Genomic DNA, 16358 nt, shown 5'->3' on the forward strand with positions numbered 1-16358 from the left:
TGGGTCTCCGATAGGAATCACTGTGGGGGAAGTCGGGACGGGTCCTTCAGCATAGTTAACCGCGTTCGTTAAGGCTGGGGATTTAAGGACAATGTACAGCAGCGCAGATCGGTCACGTCAGAATCAAACCAAATGGGCTTTTGGTTATTTGATTAAAAGTTTTATTGACTAAAGAATATTTGTCGGTTAATCATGACCTGGCATCTGCTCGCATGCAGAGTCATTTCCAGGGTTATCCCATGGGTCAGAACATCATGCCGTCATTGGCCAGCCTTTACGTTGAGACGAACGAGTCTTCCACCCAGCCCCGCTTGGCGCCTTTACTGATGCAGGGCTTCCCGGCGGGGCCGAAATACCGCGTCACTTGGCACAACTGGATGCACCCGCCCTTTAACCAGTGGGGGTTTCGCAACCTGGCGCGACTGCGTCCCTCCATCGATGTGCGCGCGGGCGCCGGCCCCGTCGGGCCCTTGAACACCGCGCCACAGGCGTTGGATGCCCTGTACTTCGACAGTGAGTGCGGGTTGAGCGTGAGTGTCATTGAGCATCTGCTGGCCAGCCAGACCGATGCCTTTTTGGTGATGCAGGGTGACACCGTGCTGTTCGAACGCTACTTCAACGGCCAGCGCGCCTGTGACCGGCACATCATGTTCTCGGTGACCAAATCACTGGTCGGCACCCTGGGCGAAGAACTGGTGACCCGCGGCGTGCTCAACCCCGAGCTGCCCGCCGCGTACTACGTGCCGGAACTGGTGGGCAGCGCGTTTGGTGATGCGACGGTGCGCCAGCTTTTCGACATGGCGGTGGGCATCGATTACAGCGAGGTCTATGACGACCCCAATTCAGAGAGTTCGCAGTACGGCTATGCCTGTGGCTTCCAGCCGGCATTGGCGCAATACGCTCAGTTCGAGTCGTTGTACCAATACCTGCCGTCGCTGAAAAAACGTGGCGTGCACGGCGGGTTTTTCCACTACGTGACCGCCACCACCGAAGCCTTGGCGTGGGTGATGGAGCGGGCTTCGGGCAACGCCTGCAGTGAGCTGCTGGAGGGCATCTGGCAGCAATTGGGGTGCGACCGCGACGGGTATTTCATCGCCGATCCGTGGGGGCGTAATGTCGCCGGGGCGGGCTTTAGTGCCACCTTGCGCGACATGGCGCGTTTTGGTCGCCTGCTGGCCAACAACGGCCGCCAGGACGGGGTTGAGCTGCTGTCATCCGAGACCGTCGCCCGCATCACCGCAGGGGCCGACCCGGCGATTTACGCGCAAAACGCCGAGTTCTCCCACTGGACACCCGGTGCGTCCTATCGAAGCCAGTGGTACGTGTTCAACGACCACAGCCAGGCCCTGATGGCCGGGGGCATTCACGGTCAATACCTGTTCATCGACAAACCGTCCGGCGTGGTGATCGTCAAGCAATCGTCGCTGAACGAGGCGGTCAGCCCGTTCGATACCGACAGCGTGCGCATGCTGCGCGCGATTGCCGCCCACCTGAGTCACTGACCTCGTCAAAAAATAAGAGTCTTGCGTTCTATTCACCTGGCTTGCCCAGGTGTTGGCCACGCCCTGCGTCGCCATTGACTGCCCTGTAACAACAATAATTCCACAGGAGCTTCTTATGGTTTTCACCAAGCGTTTCTCTCGAGCGCTCTTAGCGGTCGGCTTACCCTTGACCACCCACGTCGCATGGGCGGGCTACACCTTTGAGGACGGCAATCTCAAGGGTGAAATCAACCTCACGGTGGGCGGGGCGACGCTGTTTAGTCGTGGCGTCAACTTCGGCAGCGGCCGTGTGGATGCGCGCAACGGCAAAAACGGCGGCGCCCGGATCAACTGGCAAGAGTTCTACGTAAAACCGGGCGCCAAATTCGAGTACGCGGTGCAACCCGATTTCAGCCTGCTGGCGGGCGGTTCACTGGTGGCGGCAAGCACGTTCGGCGACGGTGATGCCGGTGGCTTCACCCGCAGCTCCGACGGCAAGGTCGCGGCCGAAGAACTCTACGGGGGTTTCCGCGCCGGCGAATGGAAGCTGACCGCCGGCCGCCAGAACTACATGATCGGCACGGGGTTCATCGTCATGGACGGTAACCTCGACCAGCACAAAGACGCTGCCTACTGGCTGGGCCCTCGGACCGCTTTCAAGGATTCGGCGATCCTGGCATGGGACCACGGCGCACTGAAGTCTCAGGCGTTCACCCTGCGCACCGATGATGATCTGGGCGACTTCCGGATGACCGGCGTCAACCTCGATTACAACCTCGATGATCAGGTGACGCTCGGCGCCATGGCCATGAAGGTCAATGCCCTTGGCCCGAGAGGCAGCACGCTTCCCCGTCGCCGGGACGGCATGCGGGTGTACAACGTGAGGGCGCTCAATGCCAAGGTTCCCGGCGTGCCGGCACTGACCTTGAACGCCGAATACGCGTTGGAGCGCGGCAGTGGCGAGGGGGTCGATTACGCGGCCAACGCCTGGTATGGCCAGGCGGACTATGCGTTCAGCACATTGCCGCTGACCCCGATCATCGGCTACCGCTACGCGAGTTTTTCCGGCGACGACAACCTCTCTGACAACCGGCAAAAAGCCTGGGACCCGCTCAGTAAGGGCTTTGTCGATTGGAGCACCTGGTTGATCGGCGACGTGGTGGGTAACTACCTGCTGTTCAACAGCAACGAAAACGTCCAGCAGTTCTCCCTCAAGACCCACCTCAACGAAACCGTGACCCTCGGTGCGATTCACTACCAGTTCTGGTTGGACGAGAAAAACTACATGGGTGCACCGGTCAACGATCGGCGCTTTGCCGACGAGAGCGTGGTATTCCTCGACTGGACACCCACGCCGTCGTTCTATACGTCGCTGTCGTACAACTGGGTCAAGCCACTGGCTGCCGCCAAACAGGTGTTCGGCGATGACCAAACGTTCAGTGCGCTGGAGCTGTATTTCACCTATCGCTATTAAGTGCTGCGAGCCATCGTGGCCGCGCTGGAGTGTTTTGATCATGAACAGATTTTTGCGTAACACCGTGCTGGGCACTGTCGCTTCGTTGTTGATCAGTGGTTTTTGCCTGGCTGAAGAACGCACCGTACGGATCTACAACTGGATCGAATACCTGCCACCCGAGGTGCTCAAGAGCTTCCAGGAAGAGACCGGCATTCGCCCGATTTACGATGTGTTCGACACCGTCGAAACCATGGAGTCCAAGCTGCTGACGGGCAACTCCGGGTATGACGTGGTGTTTCCCGGCTCCTCCAACCTGGGACGCTTGATCACGGCCGGTGCCGTGCAGCCGCTGGATCGCAAGCAGTTGCCAAACTGGCAGCACCTGGACCCGCAATTCATGCAAACCCTGGAAACCGCAGGTGACTCCGGCAATCGCTACGCCGTGCCTTACCTGTGGGGCACCACGCTGATCGGCTACAACGTCGACAAGGTGCGCAAAGCCCTCGGCCCTGACGTGCAGATGAACAGCTGGGACATCATCTTCAAGGAAGAAAACCTCGCCAAGCTCGCCAGTTGTGGCGTGGGTTTCCTCGACGCCGCCAACGAGATCCTGCCGATTGCCTTGCACTACAAGGACCTCGACCCCAATAGCCAGAAGCGCGAGGACTATGTACAAGCCCAGGCACTGATGATGAAGATTCGCCCTTACGTCAGTTACTTCAACTCGTCGCGCTACGGCATGGACCTGGCCAACGGTGATATCTGTGTGGGCGTGGGCTGGTCCGGCGGTGTCGCACTGGCCGCACGACTGGCAGATGCCGCCGGCAAGGGCGTCAAGGTCGAGATGGCACTGCCCAAGGAGGGCGCGCCGATGTGGTCGGACGTGATGATGATCCCGGCCAAGGCCCCCGATGTGGCGGAGGCCCATGCGTTCATCAATTACATCCTGCGCCCGGACGTGATTGCGCGTATCAGCAACAAGATCGGCTACCCCAACCCGAACAAGGACGCCACTGCGCTGGTGGACGCCAGCATCCGCAACGACCCGAACATGTATGTGCCTGACGAAGCGCGCAAGACCCTGTTCGCCCTCGAGCCGATCCCGGCTGCCGCGGAGCGCATCCGTACCCGCACCTGGACCGCCATCAAGAGCAACCGCTGATCAGTGTGGCCCGGTGCTTGTGGTGAGCAGGCTTGCCCTGCGCGGGGCAAGCCCTAATGCCAGTCAGTTAAGAAGCAGCAAGAGCGAAAAGTAACCCGTGGCGAGTGAGCTTGCTCCCGCTGGACTGCGCAGCAGTCCCAGTCTTTTGAAACAAAGAACTGGGGCCGCTTCTCGACCCAGCGGGAGCAAGCTCCCTCGCCACAGCGTTATGTGTCAGCGTTTAAGATTTATATACATGCCTATGCCCTCAGACCTGCATGCCGTAGAACAGCAACTCGGTGATACGCCTGACCTGCGTAGAGTGCGCATCGATATCCGGGTGTTCCTGGTTGACCAGCCTGAACAGTTGCAGGTGTGAGTAGTCGTTCAATAGGAATGCGGCCAGTTCCACATCGAGTTGCGGGCGCAGCTTGCCGGCCCGTTGCAGCTCCCTCAGCAGTTCACTGATTTGCGCCCTCAGGGCGTCGTTCATGGCCCGATAACCTGCGGGCAGTTCATTGCTGCCACCGAACAGGATCAGCGGCAACAGTTCACGCCACAGGCTGGGGTGCATGACTTCGAGGGCATAGCCCGTGAGCAGCCGTTCCAGGTGGCAGAGCGCGTCGACCGGGTCGTCTATTGCGTGGATCAGGCTGCGGGTATCAGTGATGGCCCGCTGATCGGCGTGGCGCAGGATCTCCAAGATGATTTCCTGTTTGTTGCCGAAATACTTGAACACCGTGGGCGGCGACACGCCGGCCTGGCTGGCGATCTGTTCGATGGTGGTGTTCTGGAAGCCCTGGCGCTCAAACAGTTCGATCGCCGCCTGGCTGATGGCTTGGCGGCGTTCGGCTTTTTGACGTTCACGCAGTCCGCTCACAGGAGATCCTTGTCACGAGTAGGAAAAAGGGGCGTTTGTAGCCCGGTACCTCTGCAAAATACTTAATTGGGTAAAGCTTTTAAAGCACTCATTTCCAATCACGGGGTTTGCCGCTGATGCTTCTTCAGCCGGTAGGCAAATTGCGCACGGCTGAGGCCCACGAGCCGGGCGGCGGCCGCGAGGTTGCCGGCGTTGTGTTGCAGCGCCTCATTGATCAGGCGCGACTCCAGGCCATCAATGGAAAAGCCCTGGTCCAACTGGCCAAGGGTGTCCAGCAGTGCGGGGCGGGGGGCTTGCAGTCCCGTGTTGGACAGGCTGCCATGGTCGTCCAGGCCATAGGGATCCGTCGGCAGGGGTTCGTTGCGAAACAGATGCACCAAGTCAATGGCTTGGCCTTCGTCGCTGGCAATCAGGCCGCGTTCGATCAGGTTTTGCAGCTCGCGCACATTGCCCGCAAAGTCGTAGCGCAACAGTACCTTCAGGGCGCGCATGGTCAGGCCCGCCGGGGTTCGGGCGTATTCCTGGCAGAAGCGCGTGAGGAAGGCGTTGATCAGCAACGGAATATCATCTCGGCGCTCACGCAGGGGCGGCAGGGCGATGGGGTAGACATTCAACCGGTAGAACAAGTCTTCACGAAACGTACCGTCAGCCACGGCTTTGCGCAGATCAATATTGGTGGCGGCCACCACCCGCACATCCACCTTGATCCCACGCACGCCGCCGACCCGTTCGATTTCGCGTTCCTGCAAGGCACGCAGCAATTTGCTTTGCCCTGCCAGGCTGAGGCTGGTGATTTCGTCGAGGAACAGCGTCCCGCCCTGGGCCCGCTCGAAACGCCCGGGGCGCGAGTGCGTGGCGCCGGTATACGCGCCGCGCTCGACGCCGAATAGTTCGGCTTCGATCAGGTTGTCCGGGATGGCGGCGCAATTGAGCGCCACAAACGGGCGCTCGTGCCGGTGACTGAGCTGGTGCAATTGGCGCGCAAACATCTCCTTGCCCACCCCGGATTCACCGCTGATCAGCACCGTCGCCGGGGTCAGCGCAACGCGTTGCAGGGCTTGCGTTGCGGCGTTGAACGCCGCGCTGGCGCCCACCAGCGCTTGCGGCGGGTTGACCCAGGCGCCGTGGTTCAGTGGGTGGTCGGGAGTGGTGGAGGGGGCGGGGCCGGTGACGGCCTGGGACACGTTCAGGTAGCGCAGGTCTTGCTCGACGTCACCCCATTGTTCGGCCGTCTTGCCGACCACCCGGCAGCATCGATGGCCCATGCCCCGGCATTCCACTTCGCGGAAAATCACCATTTGCCCGAAGAGGCCGCTGACAAACCCGATGGCATAACCGGTTTCAGTCCAGCACACCGGGTCCTGGCCGATGCCATAGGCGCTCACGTGCTCATCGGCTTCGCAGGAGTGGTGCCAGAGAAACTCGCCTTCGTAGAACCCCGAGTCGGCATCGAACTTGAAATGCAGCGGTTCGACCTTGGTCATGCCTTCCAGGGTGTGCAGGTGGGTCCCGGCGCGAAACACCGCGGCGGCATCGGCCTGTGGCCAGCGCTCGCGTATCAGCCGCGCATCCCGCGCGCCGGAGGCGTAACCGGTGCGGGTGAACAGGCCGCGCGCCTGCTCCAGCCCCAGGCGCTCGATGACTTCCCCGCGCAGGGCGCCGAACGAGGAACTGTGCAGCAACATCATGCGTTGGTCGTTGAGCCAGATACGCCCGTCTTCTGGGGAAAAGAATAGGCAGTCGGCCAGCTCTCCAGGCGTCGGCGAGCTGCTGTCGCTGAGTTGGCGGCTGTCGCCCCGTGGATGATAGGGCGCGGTGGCCACCCGATCATCGGGCAGCGCGCTGTGGGGATTAGTCATTGTTATGCCCCTGCAAAGCGAATGAACGATTTGAGTAACTGCTCAGATAGTTATTAAACATAACCTTATCAATTGAACAAGTGGCGAGGCCGTGGTTTTTGCCACGGACCGACACCTGATGGTTGAGTGGTACGTGGCGGGCCCCGGCATAGAGCCCTCGCCGATTTATGTCAGCGTCGCCGCGTGCAAGCGGCACAGCCTTTGCTCAAGACCTGATGCGGCGTTTGCCTATGTGCAGGCGATGACAATTACAAGAACCGGGAGTTGCCATGTCAGTGTCTGAAACCACCCACCTGTTACAGCGGGCCCTTGAGTCCGAATGCCTGTTCAACGGCGATTGGATACCCGCCTCGGGGTCCGTGATGCCTGTGATCGAACCTGCCACCGGCGAGCCCTTGATGCGGTGCGCCATGGCCAACGCGGCCGACATCGCCGTCGCCAGTCGCAGCGCGGCCCTGGCCCAACCGGCATGGGCCGCACTCGGCCCACGCGAACGCGCCGCCGTGTTTCGCAAGGCGGCGGACCTGGCTCAGCAGTGCTTCGCCGAACTGGCGCTGTATGTCGCCCGCGAAACCGGGGGCGCGCTGTTCAAAGGTGAGCACGAAGTGCGCGAGGCGATCGTGCTGCTGCACCAGGCGGCGGGCCTGTTGTCCCAGCCTCACGGGCTGGTGCTGCCCAGTGCGGCCGGGCGCCTGTCCTATGCGCGGCGCCAGCCCCATGGTGTGGTCGGGGTGATTTCACCGTTCAATTTCCCCCTGGTGCTGTCGCTGCGTTCGGTGGCGCCAGCCTTGGCGGCGGGCAATGCGGTGGTACTCAAGCCCGACCCGCAGACCCCTGTCAGCGGCGGTTTTCTGATCGCCCGGCTGTTCGAGGAAGCGGGCCTGCCCAAGGGCCTGCTGCACGTGTTGCCCGGTGCTGCGCCGGTCGGTGAAGCGTTGTGCCGTGACCCGAATGTGCAGATGATCACCTTTACCGGCTCCACGTCGGCAGGGCGCAAAGTCGCCGAGGTGGCCGGGCGCCACTTGAAAAAAGTCGCGCTGGAACTGGGTGGCAAAAACCCGTTGATCATTCTCGACGACGCCGACCTCGACCTGGCGGCAAGCAATGCGGCCTGGGGCGCCTGGCTGCACCAGGGGCAAATCTGCATGGCGACCGGCTTGATTCTTGCCCATGAATCCATCGCCGAACGTCTCACGCGCAAGCTGGTGGACAAGGCCCGGGCGCTCACCGTGGGCAATGCCGCCCGGGGTGAAGCAGCGCTCGGCCCGTTGATCAACCCACGGCAATTGCAGCGCGTGCACGAGATCGTCAGCGACAGCCTGCAAGCAGGCGCACGGTTGGAGGCTGGCGGCGAATATGACCAGTTGTTCTACCAGCCCACCGTGCTCAGTGGCGTACGGCCGGGCATGCGCGCCTTTGAGGACGAAGTGTTCGGCCCGGTGGCCAGCGTGGTCAGTTTTGCCACCGACGAGGAGGCCATCGAGCTGGCCAACCGCACGGAGTATGGACTCTCGGCCGCGATCATCTCGCCGTCCGTCGGGCGCGCCATGGCGATCGGCGAGCGGCTGAATTGCGGCCTGTTGCACATCAACGACCAGACCGTGGCCGACGAATGCATCAACCCCTTCGGCGGGCGCGGCGCTTCCGGCAACGGCGGCAGCGTCGGCGGGCCGGCCGACTGGGACGAGTACAGCCAGTGGCAGTGGGTTACGGTGAAAAACACGCCGCCTGTCTATCCGTTCTGAGTTTCGGCCGTACTGAGTCGTGGCCGTACTGAGCCCTGGCTCATCGGTTTGCTCCACCCATGCCTATACAAAAACAAGAGGGCTTGAACATGAACCTGCATAACAAAACCCTGGTTGTCACCGGTGTCGCCTCCGGCATTGGCGCCGAATTGGCGCGGCTTGCGCGTTTCCAGGGCGCCACGGTGATCGGCGTTGATCGCCATGAACCGCAATTGACCCTGGACGGATTCTTCCAGGCGGACTTGGGTGACCCTGCCAGCATCGATGCCTTGGTGGCGCGCCTGCCGGCACGGGTCGACGGGCTGTGCAACATTGCCGGCGTGCCCGGTACGGCACCCGCGCAGACGGTGGCCGAGGTCAATTACCTGGGGCTGCGGCATCTTACGCAAGCGCTGCTGCCCCGCATGCCGGCGGGCGGCAGCATCGTCAATGTCGCGTCGGTGCTCGGCGCGCAATGGCTGCAACGGCTTGAACTGCACAAGGCCCTGGCCGCCACGCAAGACTTCGCGGCAGGGCAGCAGTGGCTGGCGGCCAATCCGGTGGCGCAGGCCACCTGCTATCAGTACTTCAAGGAAGCGCTGATTGTGTGGAGCTTCCAGCAAGCCCAAGGCTGGTTTCGCGATCACTCGGTGCGCATCAACTGCGTTGCGCCGGGGCCGGTGTTTACCCCGATCCTGGGCGACTTTGTCAGCCTGCTCGGGCCGGAGCGGGTGGCCGAGGACAGCCAGCGCATGACCCGTCCAGCCCTGGCCGATGAGGTGGCGGCGGTGATCGCCTTCCTCTGCTCGGACGCCGCACGCTGGGTCAACGGGGTCAATCTGCCGGTGGACGGTGGGTTGGCCGCCACCTACGTTTAGGGCCTGCAACCGCGGTAAACCCCGGTGCGGATCCACCGTGCTGGGGGTCTTGAACAACAACAAAAATACAGGACACACAAGATGCTCAAGCCTATCTTGCGGACAGTTGCGGCCATGACCTTTGTCGCACTGTCATCGACTGCACACGCTTACGATTTGCCCGGACTCAACCTGGGCAGCACCAGTTTCTACGACGGCTCACCGGCACCGGCCGGCCCTGGCTGGTACCTGGAGGAGTACCTGACGTACTCCCGCGCCAGCCGTTTCAACGACGCCAACGGCCACAAGCTGGCGTTGCCCAAACAGGATCTGGAAGTGGTGGCGCCGACCACGCAGATCATCTACCTCGGTCAACCTTTGGCCAATGGCGCCATGCCCGGCTTCACCTTGATCAACACCTCGCTGGCCCATGTGGATGTCGATGATGGTTTGCATAACGCCGCGTTGAGTGCTCGTGAAGGCTTCGGCGACGTGACGCTTGGCGCCTTCCTGCAACTGCCGACCCTGAGCCGGGCCGATGGCAGCCCGCTGTTGACCCAGCGCGTCGAGGCCGATGTGTCGGTGCCGGTGGGGGCTTATAACCGCAATCGTTCGATCAACCCTGGCAGCAACTTCTGGTCATTCAACCCGTATTATGCGGCGACGTACTGGTTCAACCCGAAATGGTCGGCGAGCGGGCGTTTCATGTACCTGTGGAACGGCAAGAACGATGATCCACAGGCAGGCTTTGGGGATGTTTCCGATACCCAGGCCGGCCAGGCCTTGCATGCCAACCTGACGCTGCAATATGCCTTGAACCAACAACTGAGCGTGGGGGTGAATGGCTACTGGTTGAAGCAGATCACCGACACCCAGGTCGATGGGCACGACGTGAGTGGGCGGCGGGAAAAGGTCTGGGCCATGGGCCCAGGCCTGGTCTATGCCTTCAACAAGGAAAACGTGCTGTCGGTGAACGCCTACTTCGAGCAGCAGGCTGAGAACCGCACTCAGGGCAACAAACTGGTGCTCAATTGGCTGCACAAGTTCTAGGTGGCGCGGCCCGCACCATCACGCTGATGATGGTCAGCGCGGCAATCACTACCCCGGGGGAGGTCGCCAGTAGGACCCCCGCGGTGCCGGCGCCGGCTGCGAGCAGTTGGCCGGCCGCCAGCGGCCCGGCCACCGAACCCAGGCGGCCGACGGCTACCGCGGCACCGACGCCGGTAGCGCGTACCGAGGTGGGGTAGGAGGGCGGTGCCGACGCGTACAGCACCAACTGCGCGGCCATGACGAACAAGCCGGCGGCAAAGCCGGCAATCGCCATGGGCACGATGCCCACTGAGAGTCCGACGCCCGCGAGGGCCGCCAGCAACCCGGCGTACACGCACAACACCACTTTGACGGCATTGCAGCGGTCCAGCAGCACGCCGCCAAGCAGTGAACCCAGAGCGCCGCCGATATTGAAGAGCATCTGCACCATGCCCGCCTGGGGTTTGCTGAAGCCTTGTTCCAGCAACAGCGACGGCAGCCAGTTGAGCAGCATGTACATCACGGTCAGGGTGAAGAAGTAGCTGAGCCACAACGCCAGTGTGGTGCGCGCGCGACCCTCGCCGAACAGCGCCTGGGACGTGGAAGGGCGGGCGCCGGGGGTGTTGTCGCGCTGTTGGCGAAAGGCGCTGGATTCAGGCAGCAACAGGATCATCAACGGCACGGCCAGCAAGGGCGCCAGGCCGCCGATGATAAAGGTGGTTTGCCAGTGTTCACTGGAAAACATCGCTACCACGGCAGCCAAGGCGCCACCCAGCGGTACGCCGCAGTACATCACGCTGATGGCGGTGCCGCGCTTGTGCTCACTGACCGCTTCGGCGCACAGGGCGATCAGGTTGGGCAGTGCCGCGCCCAGCCCCAGGCCGGTCAGGAAACGCACCAGCAACAGGCCCGAGTAGCTGTCGACAAACGCGGTGCTCAGGGAAAACACCCCGAACAGCAGCACTGCCATCACCAGGATTTTCTTACGCCCGATTCGGTCGGCGACCCAACCGCCGAAGAACGCCCCCGGCAGCAGGCCAATGATGCCGACGCTGAAGACCCAGCCGAGCATCTTCGGGTCCAGGGCGAACGTTTGACGTAACCCGGCGGCGGCGGTGCCGGCGGCTTGCAGATCGAACCCCTCGATCAGCGCAACGATAAAGCACAACGCAATAGTCAGCGTCGAACGACGCGATGGACTGTCCATGGGCAAACCTCATTGTTGTTTTTATGGGGATGGCGAGCTTCAGTGGCTGCTGGCGATTAAGATAACAAAGATAACTAAAAAATGAATCGCGGATAAAAACCCTTAAAAAATAAGAATAAATCGATCAAAAACATGTTGTTATGATTGAGATCCATATAAAGCTGAAAAATAGATAGTTTTATTAATGTTCGATTATCGCTCAGTTGCAGTTGACGAGCGCCCTCGGCTGTTTCCATTCTTGGCTCGCAAAGCCGACTGGGCCGAGCGTGTGACACCCCAAAAACAACAACAAAAAATGGACATCGAACATGCCAGAACTCCCGATGGAGGACGCCGTTGCGGCTGCGTCAGTCTCCTGTGTGTCGAACAACCTTTCACGCCTGCTGCTGGCGTCGCTGGCCTTGAGCGTGCTGCCCACCACCCCGCTGTGGGCGGCAGGCTTTATCGACGACAGCCACGGTACCTTGACCCTGCGCAATTACTACCTCGACCGTGACTACAAGGACGACGGTGCGAAGACCGCTGCACGGGAATGGGCCCAGGCGTTCATCCTCAACCTGGAATCGGGATACACCCCAGGCCCAGTGGGCTTTGGCCTGGATGTGCGTGGGTTGATGGGGGTCAAGCTTGACTCGTCACCGGACCGCAGCGGCACCGAGTTGTTGCCGGTGTCGGCCAGCGACAAGCGTGCCGCCGATGAATACGCGCGCCTGGCCCCGACCGCCAAGCTGCGGTTTGCCCAAACCACGGTGAAGGCGGGTGACGTGTCGATCTTCCTGCCGTTCGCCTTCGCCAGCCCGTCGCGCCTGTTGCCGCAGACCTTTCGCGGCACCACCCTGAGTTCCAAGGACATCGAGGGCCTGACCCTCAACACCGGCTATATCGACCGTATCAACAAGCGCGACTCCACGGACTACCAGGCCATGACCGTGGCCTCGCCCAACCGGCGTTTCAATGCCACCGCCACCACCTCGCACCTGGCTTACGTCGGCGGTGACTACCAGGTCAACAAAGACCTGAGCCTGCGCGTTTATCACTCGCAGGTCGCGGACCTCTACCAGCAGGACACCCTGGCGTTGCTGCATAACCTGCCGGTGGGGGATGGCGTGCTCACCAGTGACCTGCGCAGCTTCTTCAGTCGCGAGGACGGCAGTGCCAAGGCCGGGAACGTGGATAACCGCAACCTCTCGGCGCTGTTTGGTTACCGCCTGGGCGGCCACCGCGTGAGCCTTGGCTACATGCATTCAAGCGGCGAGACCGCCACGCCCTATATTTCCGGCACCGAGTTGATGGGCATGAGCGAGCTGACCATGAGTTCGGACTTTCTCAACGCCAAGGAGCGCACCTGGCAGGCCATCTATGACTACGATTTCGCCGCAGCGGGTGTGCCGGGGCTGAAGAGCCGGCTGCGCTATGTGCGCGGCGACAACATCGAATTGGCGGCTTTCAACGCCGAGGATCGCAAGGAGCGCGAGTTCCAGATGGAGCTGGGCTACGTGATTCAGAGCGGCCCGCTGAAGAACGTCGGGTTCATGGCGCGCAAGTCGATCTACCGCAATGACTTCCCAAGCGGCGCAGCCTTTCGCGACGAAAACCAGACCCGCTTCCTGGTGCTCTACACCGTGGCGCTCTGGTAGGCCGATCAGTCCTGATAGACCTTCTTGAGCAAGCGCAGCAGTTCTTCACGTTCCTGGCTGTCCAGGGCGGCGGTAGCGTCCTGGTCGCTCTGGGCGGCGATTTCCTTGAGCGCTTTGAGCAGGGTTTCACCGGTCTTGCTGAGGAAGATCCCGTAGGAGCGTTTGTCCGGCTTGCAGCGGACCCGCACGGCGAGGGCGCGGCTCTCCAGCTTGTTCAGCAGGGGCACCACCTGGGGTGGCTCAATCGCCAGCGCACGGGCCAGGTCGGCCTGCATCAGCCCAGGGTTCTGCTCGATGATCGCCAGGGCCGAGAACTGCGCGGGACGCAGGTCGTGGTCCGACAGCCGGCCGATCAGGTTCTGGAACAGCTTGAGCTGGGCGCGGCGCATGGCGTAACCGATCAGATCGTCCAGGGCTGAATCCAGCGGCGGCCGCACCTCCTCGTTGTCGGGCAGGGCCGGGCTGGGGGCGGCGATGTTGGAAGGCTTGGCCATTAACAGTGCAATCCTCAAGAGGTGGAGGTTAAGAAGGCTATCTAGTTTGCCGAGGTTGGCGAGCCCTGGCTATGCCGACGTTTCACAACACCAGAAAAACGCAGGTTTTACACCGGGAAAATATTGGTTATCCAGATTAATAGTTAATTGACATAACTATATTTGCGGTTTAATTTCGACTCATCTTCACACCAGAACAAGAGCGTACCGCCATGAGCAATTACGAAGGCCGTTGGACCACAGTCAAGGTTGAGATCGAGGAAGGCATCGCCTGGGTCATCCTCAACCGTCCGGAAAAACGCAACGCCATGAGCCCGACCCTGAACCGGGAAATGATCGACGTGCTGGAAACCCTGGAGCAGGATCCTGCCGCCGGCGTACTGGTACTGACCGGTGCCGGCGAAGCCTGGACGGCCGGCATGGACCTCAAGGAATACTTCCGCGAAGTGGATGCCGGGCCGGAGATCCTCCAGGAAAAAATCCGCCGCGAAGCCTCGCAATGGCAATGGAAACTGCTGCGCATGTATGCCAAGCCGACCATCGCCATGGTCAATGGCTGGTGCTTCGGCGGCGGCTTCAGCCCACTGGTGGCGTGCGACCTGGCGATCTGCGCCGACGAAGCCACCTTCGGCCTCTCGGAAATCAACTGGGGCATCCCGCCGGGCAACCTGGTGAGCAAAGCCATGGCCGACACCGTGGGCCATCGCCAATCGCTGTACTACATCATGACCGGCAAGACCTTCGGCGGGCAGAAAGCCGCCGAAATGGGCCTGGTCAACGAAAGCGTGCCCCTGGCGCAACTGCGCGAAGTGACCATCGAACTGGCGCGCAACCTGCTCGAGAAAAACCCGGTGGTGCTGCGCGCGGCCAAGCATGGCTTCAAGCGCTGCCGCGAACTGACCTGGGAGCAGAACGAGGATTACCTCTACGCCAAGCTCGATCAGTCGCGCCTGCTCGACACCGAAGGCGGTCGCGAGCAGGGCATGAAACAGTTCCTCGACGACAAGAGCATCAAGCCTGGCCTGCAGGCGTATAAACGCTGAAGGGCGCGGCCGCCTGGCCGCGCCGCTGTACCCCGCTTGAACGTATTCCCGATAAAGACAATAAAGAGGAATCACCATGCTGGACGTGCCCCTGTTGATCGGCGGCCAGTCGTGCGCCGCCCGCGACGGTCGAACCTTCGAGCGCCGCAACCCGGTGACCGGTGAAGTCGTCTCGCGGGTCGCCGCAGCGACCCTGGAAGATGCCGACGCCGCCGTCGCCGCCGCTCAAGCCGCGTTCCCCACCTGGGCAGCGCTGGCCCCCAACGAGCGCCGCACCCGTTTGCTCAAGGCGGCCGAGCAATTGCAGGCGCGCAGCGCGGAATTTATCGCTGCGGCCGGTGAGACCGGCGCCATGGCCAACTGGTACGGCTTCAACGTGCGCCTGGCGGCCAATATGCTCCGCGAAGCCGCGTCGATGACCACCCAGATCACCGGCGACGTCATTCCCTCCGATGTCCCCGGCAGTTTCGCCATGGCCCTGCGTCAGCCCTGCGGCGTGGTGCTGGGCATCGCGCCGTGGAATGCCCCGGTCATCCTCGCCACGCGGGCTATCGCCATGCCGCTGGCCTGCGGCAATACCGTGGTGCTCAAGGCCTCGGAATTGAGCCCGGCGGTGCACCGCCTGATTGGCCAGGTGCTGCAGGACGCCGGGTTGGGCGATGGCGTGGTCAACGTGATCAGCAATGCCCCAGAGGATGCCGCCGCGATTGTCGAGCGGCTGATCGCCAACCCGGCCGTGCGCCGGGTCAACTTCACGGGTTCGACCCACGTGGGGCGGATTGTCGGCGAACTCTCGGCGCGTCACCTCAAACCGGCCCTGCTGGAGTTGGGCGGCAAGGCGCCGCTGCTGGTGCTCGACGACGCCGACCTCGACGCAGCAGTGGCGGCGGCAGCATTTGGTGCCTACTTCAACCAGGGGCAGATTTGCATGTCCACTGAACGCTTGATTGTCGATGCCAAGGTCGCCGATGCGTTCACCGCCAAGCTGGCGGCCAAGGTCGCGACCCTGCGCGCGGGCAACCCCGAGGCGGCGGATTCAGTGCTGGGGTCGCTGGTGGACGCCCGTGCCGGCACGCGCATCAAGGCGTTGATCGACGATGCCCTCGCCAAAGGTGCACGGCTGGTGGTGGGCGGCCAATTGGAAGGCAGCATCCTGCAGCCGACCCTGATCGATGGCGTCACCGAACACATGCGTTTGTACCGCGAAGAGTCCTTCGGCCCGGTGGCGGTGCTGCTGCGCGGTGACGGAGACGAAGCCCTGCTGCGCCTGGCCAACGACTCTGAGTTCGGCCTGTCGGCGGCGATCTTCAGTCGCGACACCGGGCGTGCGCTGGCCCTGGCGCAACGGGTGGAGTCGGGCATTTGCCATATCAACGGCCCGACCGTGCACGACGAGGCGCAGATGCCGTTTGGCGGGGTCAAGTCCAGCGGCTACGGCAGCTTTGGCGGCAAGGCTTCGATTGAACACTTTACGCAATTGCGTTGGGTCACCTTGCAGAACGGGCCGCGGCATTACCCGATCTGAACAAGGCGCGGCGACATAACAATAA

13 protein-coding genes are annotated in these 16358 nt (G+C 62.1%); 9 read left to right on the forward strand and 4 right to left on the reverse strand.

Features of this window, described 5'->3' with window-relative positions:
- Positions 1-239 precede the first annotated feature (239 nt).
- From AO064_RS12610 to AO064_RS12620, 3 genes are all read left to right on the forward strand, one after another.
- Entirely contained in the window at positions 240-1502 is a 1263-nt protein-coding gene (locus tag AO064_RS12610) for a serine hydrolase domain-containing protein (protein WP_064053506.1), read from the forward strand.
- Between the two features lie 115 nt (positions 1503-1617).
- Complete coding sequence (locus AO064_RS12615; protein WP_064053507.1) at positions 1618-2955, forward strand: alginate export family protein; 1338 nt, start codon at positions 1618-1620, stop codon at positions 2953-2955.
- Between the two features lie 40 nt (positions 2956-2995).
- Positions 2996-4099, forward strand: a complete 1104-nt coding sequence (locus AO064_RS12620) for a polyamine ABC transporter substrate-binding protein (RefSeq protein ID WP_064053508.1) — start codon at positions 2996-2998, stop codon at positions 4097-4099.
- A 247-nt stretch (positions 4100-4346) separates the two neighbouring features.
- Here AO064_RS12620 and AO064_RS12625 read toward each other — a convergent pair whose 3' ends face one another.
- Together AO064_RS12625 and AO064_RS12630 are read right to left on the reverse strand one after the other, a co-directional pair.
- The gene (locus AO064_RS12625) at positions 4347-4958 is read right to left on the reverse strand and encodes a TetR/AcrR family transcriptional regulator (RefSeq protein WP_064053509.1); all 612 of its coding nucleotides are present in this window, start codon (positions 4956-4958) and stop codon (positions 4347-4349) included.
- Positions 4959-5056: 98 nt separating this feature from the next.
- Complete coding sequence (locus AO064_RS12630) at positions 5057-6817, reverse strand: sigma-54-dependent Fis family transcriptional regulator (RefSeq protein ID WP_064053510.1); 1761 nt, start codon at positions 6815-6817, stop codon at positions 5057-5059.
- 269 nt (positions 6818-7086) lie between these two features.
- Between AO064_RS12630 and AO064_RS12635 the strand changes: the two genes are divergently transcribed.
- The 3 genes from AO064_RS12635 to AO064_RS12645 all read left to right on the forward strand — a co-directional run bounded on the left by AO064_RS12635 (position 7087) and on the right by AO064_RS12645 (position 10448).
- Positions 7087-8562, forward strand: a complete 1476-nt coding sequence (locus AO064_RS12635; RefSeq protein WP_064053511.1) for a benzaldehyde dehydrogenase — start codon at positions 7087-7089, stop codon at positions 8560-8562.
- An 89-nt stretch (positions 8563-8651) separates the two neighbouring features.
- Positions 8652-9419: a coniferyl-alcohol dehydrogenase gene (locus tag AO064_RS12640; RefSeq protein WP_064053512.1), complete on the forward strand. Its 768-nt coding sequence runs from the start codon at positions 8652-8654 to the stop codon at positions 9417-9419.
- Positions 9420-9500: 81 nt separating this feature from the next.
- Complete coding sequence (locus AO064_RS12645; protein ID WP_064053513.1) at positions 9501-10448, forward strand: SphA family protein; 948 nt, start codon at positions 9501-9503, stop codon at positions 10446-10448.
- On the opposite strand, the gene mhpT is transcribed toward AO064_RS12645, so the two are convergent.
- Positions 10426-11634, reverse strand: a complete 1209-nt coding sequence (gene mhpT / locus AO064_RS12650; protein ID WP_046036121.1) for a 3-(3-hydroxy-phenyl)propionate transporter MhpT — start codon at positions 11632-11634, stop codon at positions 10426-10428. The two genes, AO064_RS12645 and mhpT, sit on opposite strands and share 23 nt — an antisense overlap.
- Before the next feature lie 308 nt (positions 11635-11942).
- Between mhpT and AO064_RS12655 the strand changes: the two genes are divergently transcribed.
- Entirely contained in the window at positions 11943-13271 is a 1329-nt protein-coding gene (locus AO064_RS12655; protein WP_064053514.1) for an OprD family porin, read from the forward strand.
- A gap of 5 nt (positions 13272-13276) precedes the next feature.
- Here AO064_RS12655 and AO064_RS12660 read toward each other — a convergent pair whose 3' ends face one another.
- Positions 13277-13765 carry a MarR family winged helix-turn-helix transcriptional regulator gene (locus tag AO064_RS12660; protein WP_012724462.1) on the reverse strand — a complete coding sequence of 163 codons (489 nt, stop codon included), beginning with the start codon at positions 13763-13765 and terminating at the stop codon, positions 13277-13279.
- Positions 13766-13977: 212 nt separating this feature from the next.
- Here AO064_RS12660 and AO064_RS12665 point away from each other — a divergent pair, with 212 nt between their 5' ends.
- Positions 13978-14808 (forward strand): p-hydroxycinnamoyl CoA hydratase/lyase, encoded by an 831-nt coding sequence (locus AO064_RS12665; protein WP_010567568.1) that lies wholly within the window; start codon positions 13978-13980, stop codon positions 14806-14808.
- A 76-nt stretch (positions 14809-14884) separates the two neighbouring features.
- Positions 14885-16333: an aldehyde dehydrogenase gene (locus tag AO064_RS12670; RefSeq protein ID WP_012724461.1), complete on the forward strand. Its 1449-nt coding sequence runs from the start codon at positions 14885-14887 to the stop codon at positions 16331-16333.
- Positions 16334-16358 lie beyond the last annotated feature (25 nt).

Source organism: Pseudomonas marginalis (assembly GCF_001645105.1).
Taxonomy (GTDB): Bacteria; Pseudomonadota; Gammaproteobacteria; order Pseudomonadales; family Pseudomonadaceae; genus Aquipseudomonas; species Aquipseudomonas petroselini.

Excerpts from the sequence above, each read along its gene's own strand:
- AO064_RS12640 (WP_064053512.1), top strand. The coding sequence starts at position 8,652 with ATGAACCTGCATAACAAAACCCTGGTTGTCACCGGTGTCGCCTCCGGC.
- AO064_RS12635 (WP_064053511.1), top strand. The coding sequence starts at position 7,087 with ATGTCAGTGTCTGAAACCACCCACCTGTTACAGCGGGCCCTTGAGTCC.
- AO064_RS12615 (WP_064053507.1), top strand. The coding sequence starts at position 1,618 with ATGGTTTTCACCAAGCGTTTCTCTCGAGCGCTCTTAGCGGTCGGCTTA.
- AO064_RS12630 (WP_064053510.1), bottom strand. The coding sequence starts at position 6,817 with ATGACTAATCCCCACAGCGCGCTGCCCGATGATCGGGTGGCCACCGCG.
- AO064_RS12660 (WP_012724462.1), bottom strand. The coding sequence starts at position 13,765 with ATGGCCAAGCCTTCCAACATCGCCGCCCCCAGCCCGGCCCTGCCCGAC.
- AO064_RS12655 (WP_064053514.1), top strand. The coding sequence starts at position 11,943 with ATGCCAGAACTCCCGATGGAGGACGCCGTTGCGGCTGCGTCAGTCTCC.
- mhpT (WP_046036121.1), bottom strand. The coding sequence starts at position 11,634 with ATGGACAGTCCATCGCGTCGTTCGACGCTGACTATTGCGTTGTGCTTT.
- AO064_RS12645 (WP_064053513.1), top strand. The coding sequence starts at position 9,501 with ATGCTCAAGCCTATCTTGCGGACAGTTGCGGCCATGACCTTTGTCGCA.
- AO064_RS12670 (WP_012724461.1), top strand. The coding sequence starts at position 14,885 with ATGCTGGACGTGCCCCTGTTGATCGGCGGCCAGTCGTGCGCCGCCCGC.
- AO064_RS12610 (WP_064053506.1), top strand. The coding sequence starts at position 240 with ATGGGTCAGAACATCATGCCGTCATTGGCCAGCCTTTACGTTGAGACG.
- AO064_RS12665 (WP_010567568.1), top strand. The coding sequence starts at position 13,978 with ATGAGCAATTACGAAGGCCGTTGGACCACAGTCAAGGTTGAGATCGAG.
- AO064_RS12620 (WP_064053508.1), top strand. The coding sequence starts at position 2,996 with ATGAACAGATTTTTGCGTAACACCGTGCTGGGCACTGTCGCTTCGTTG.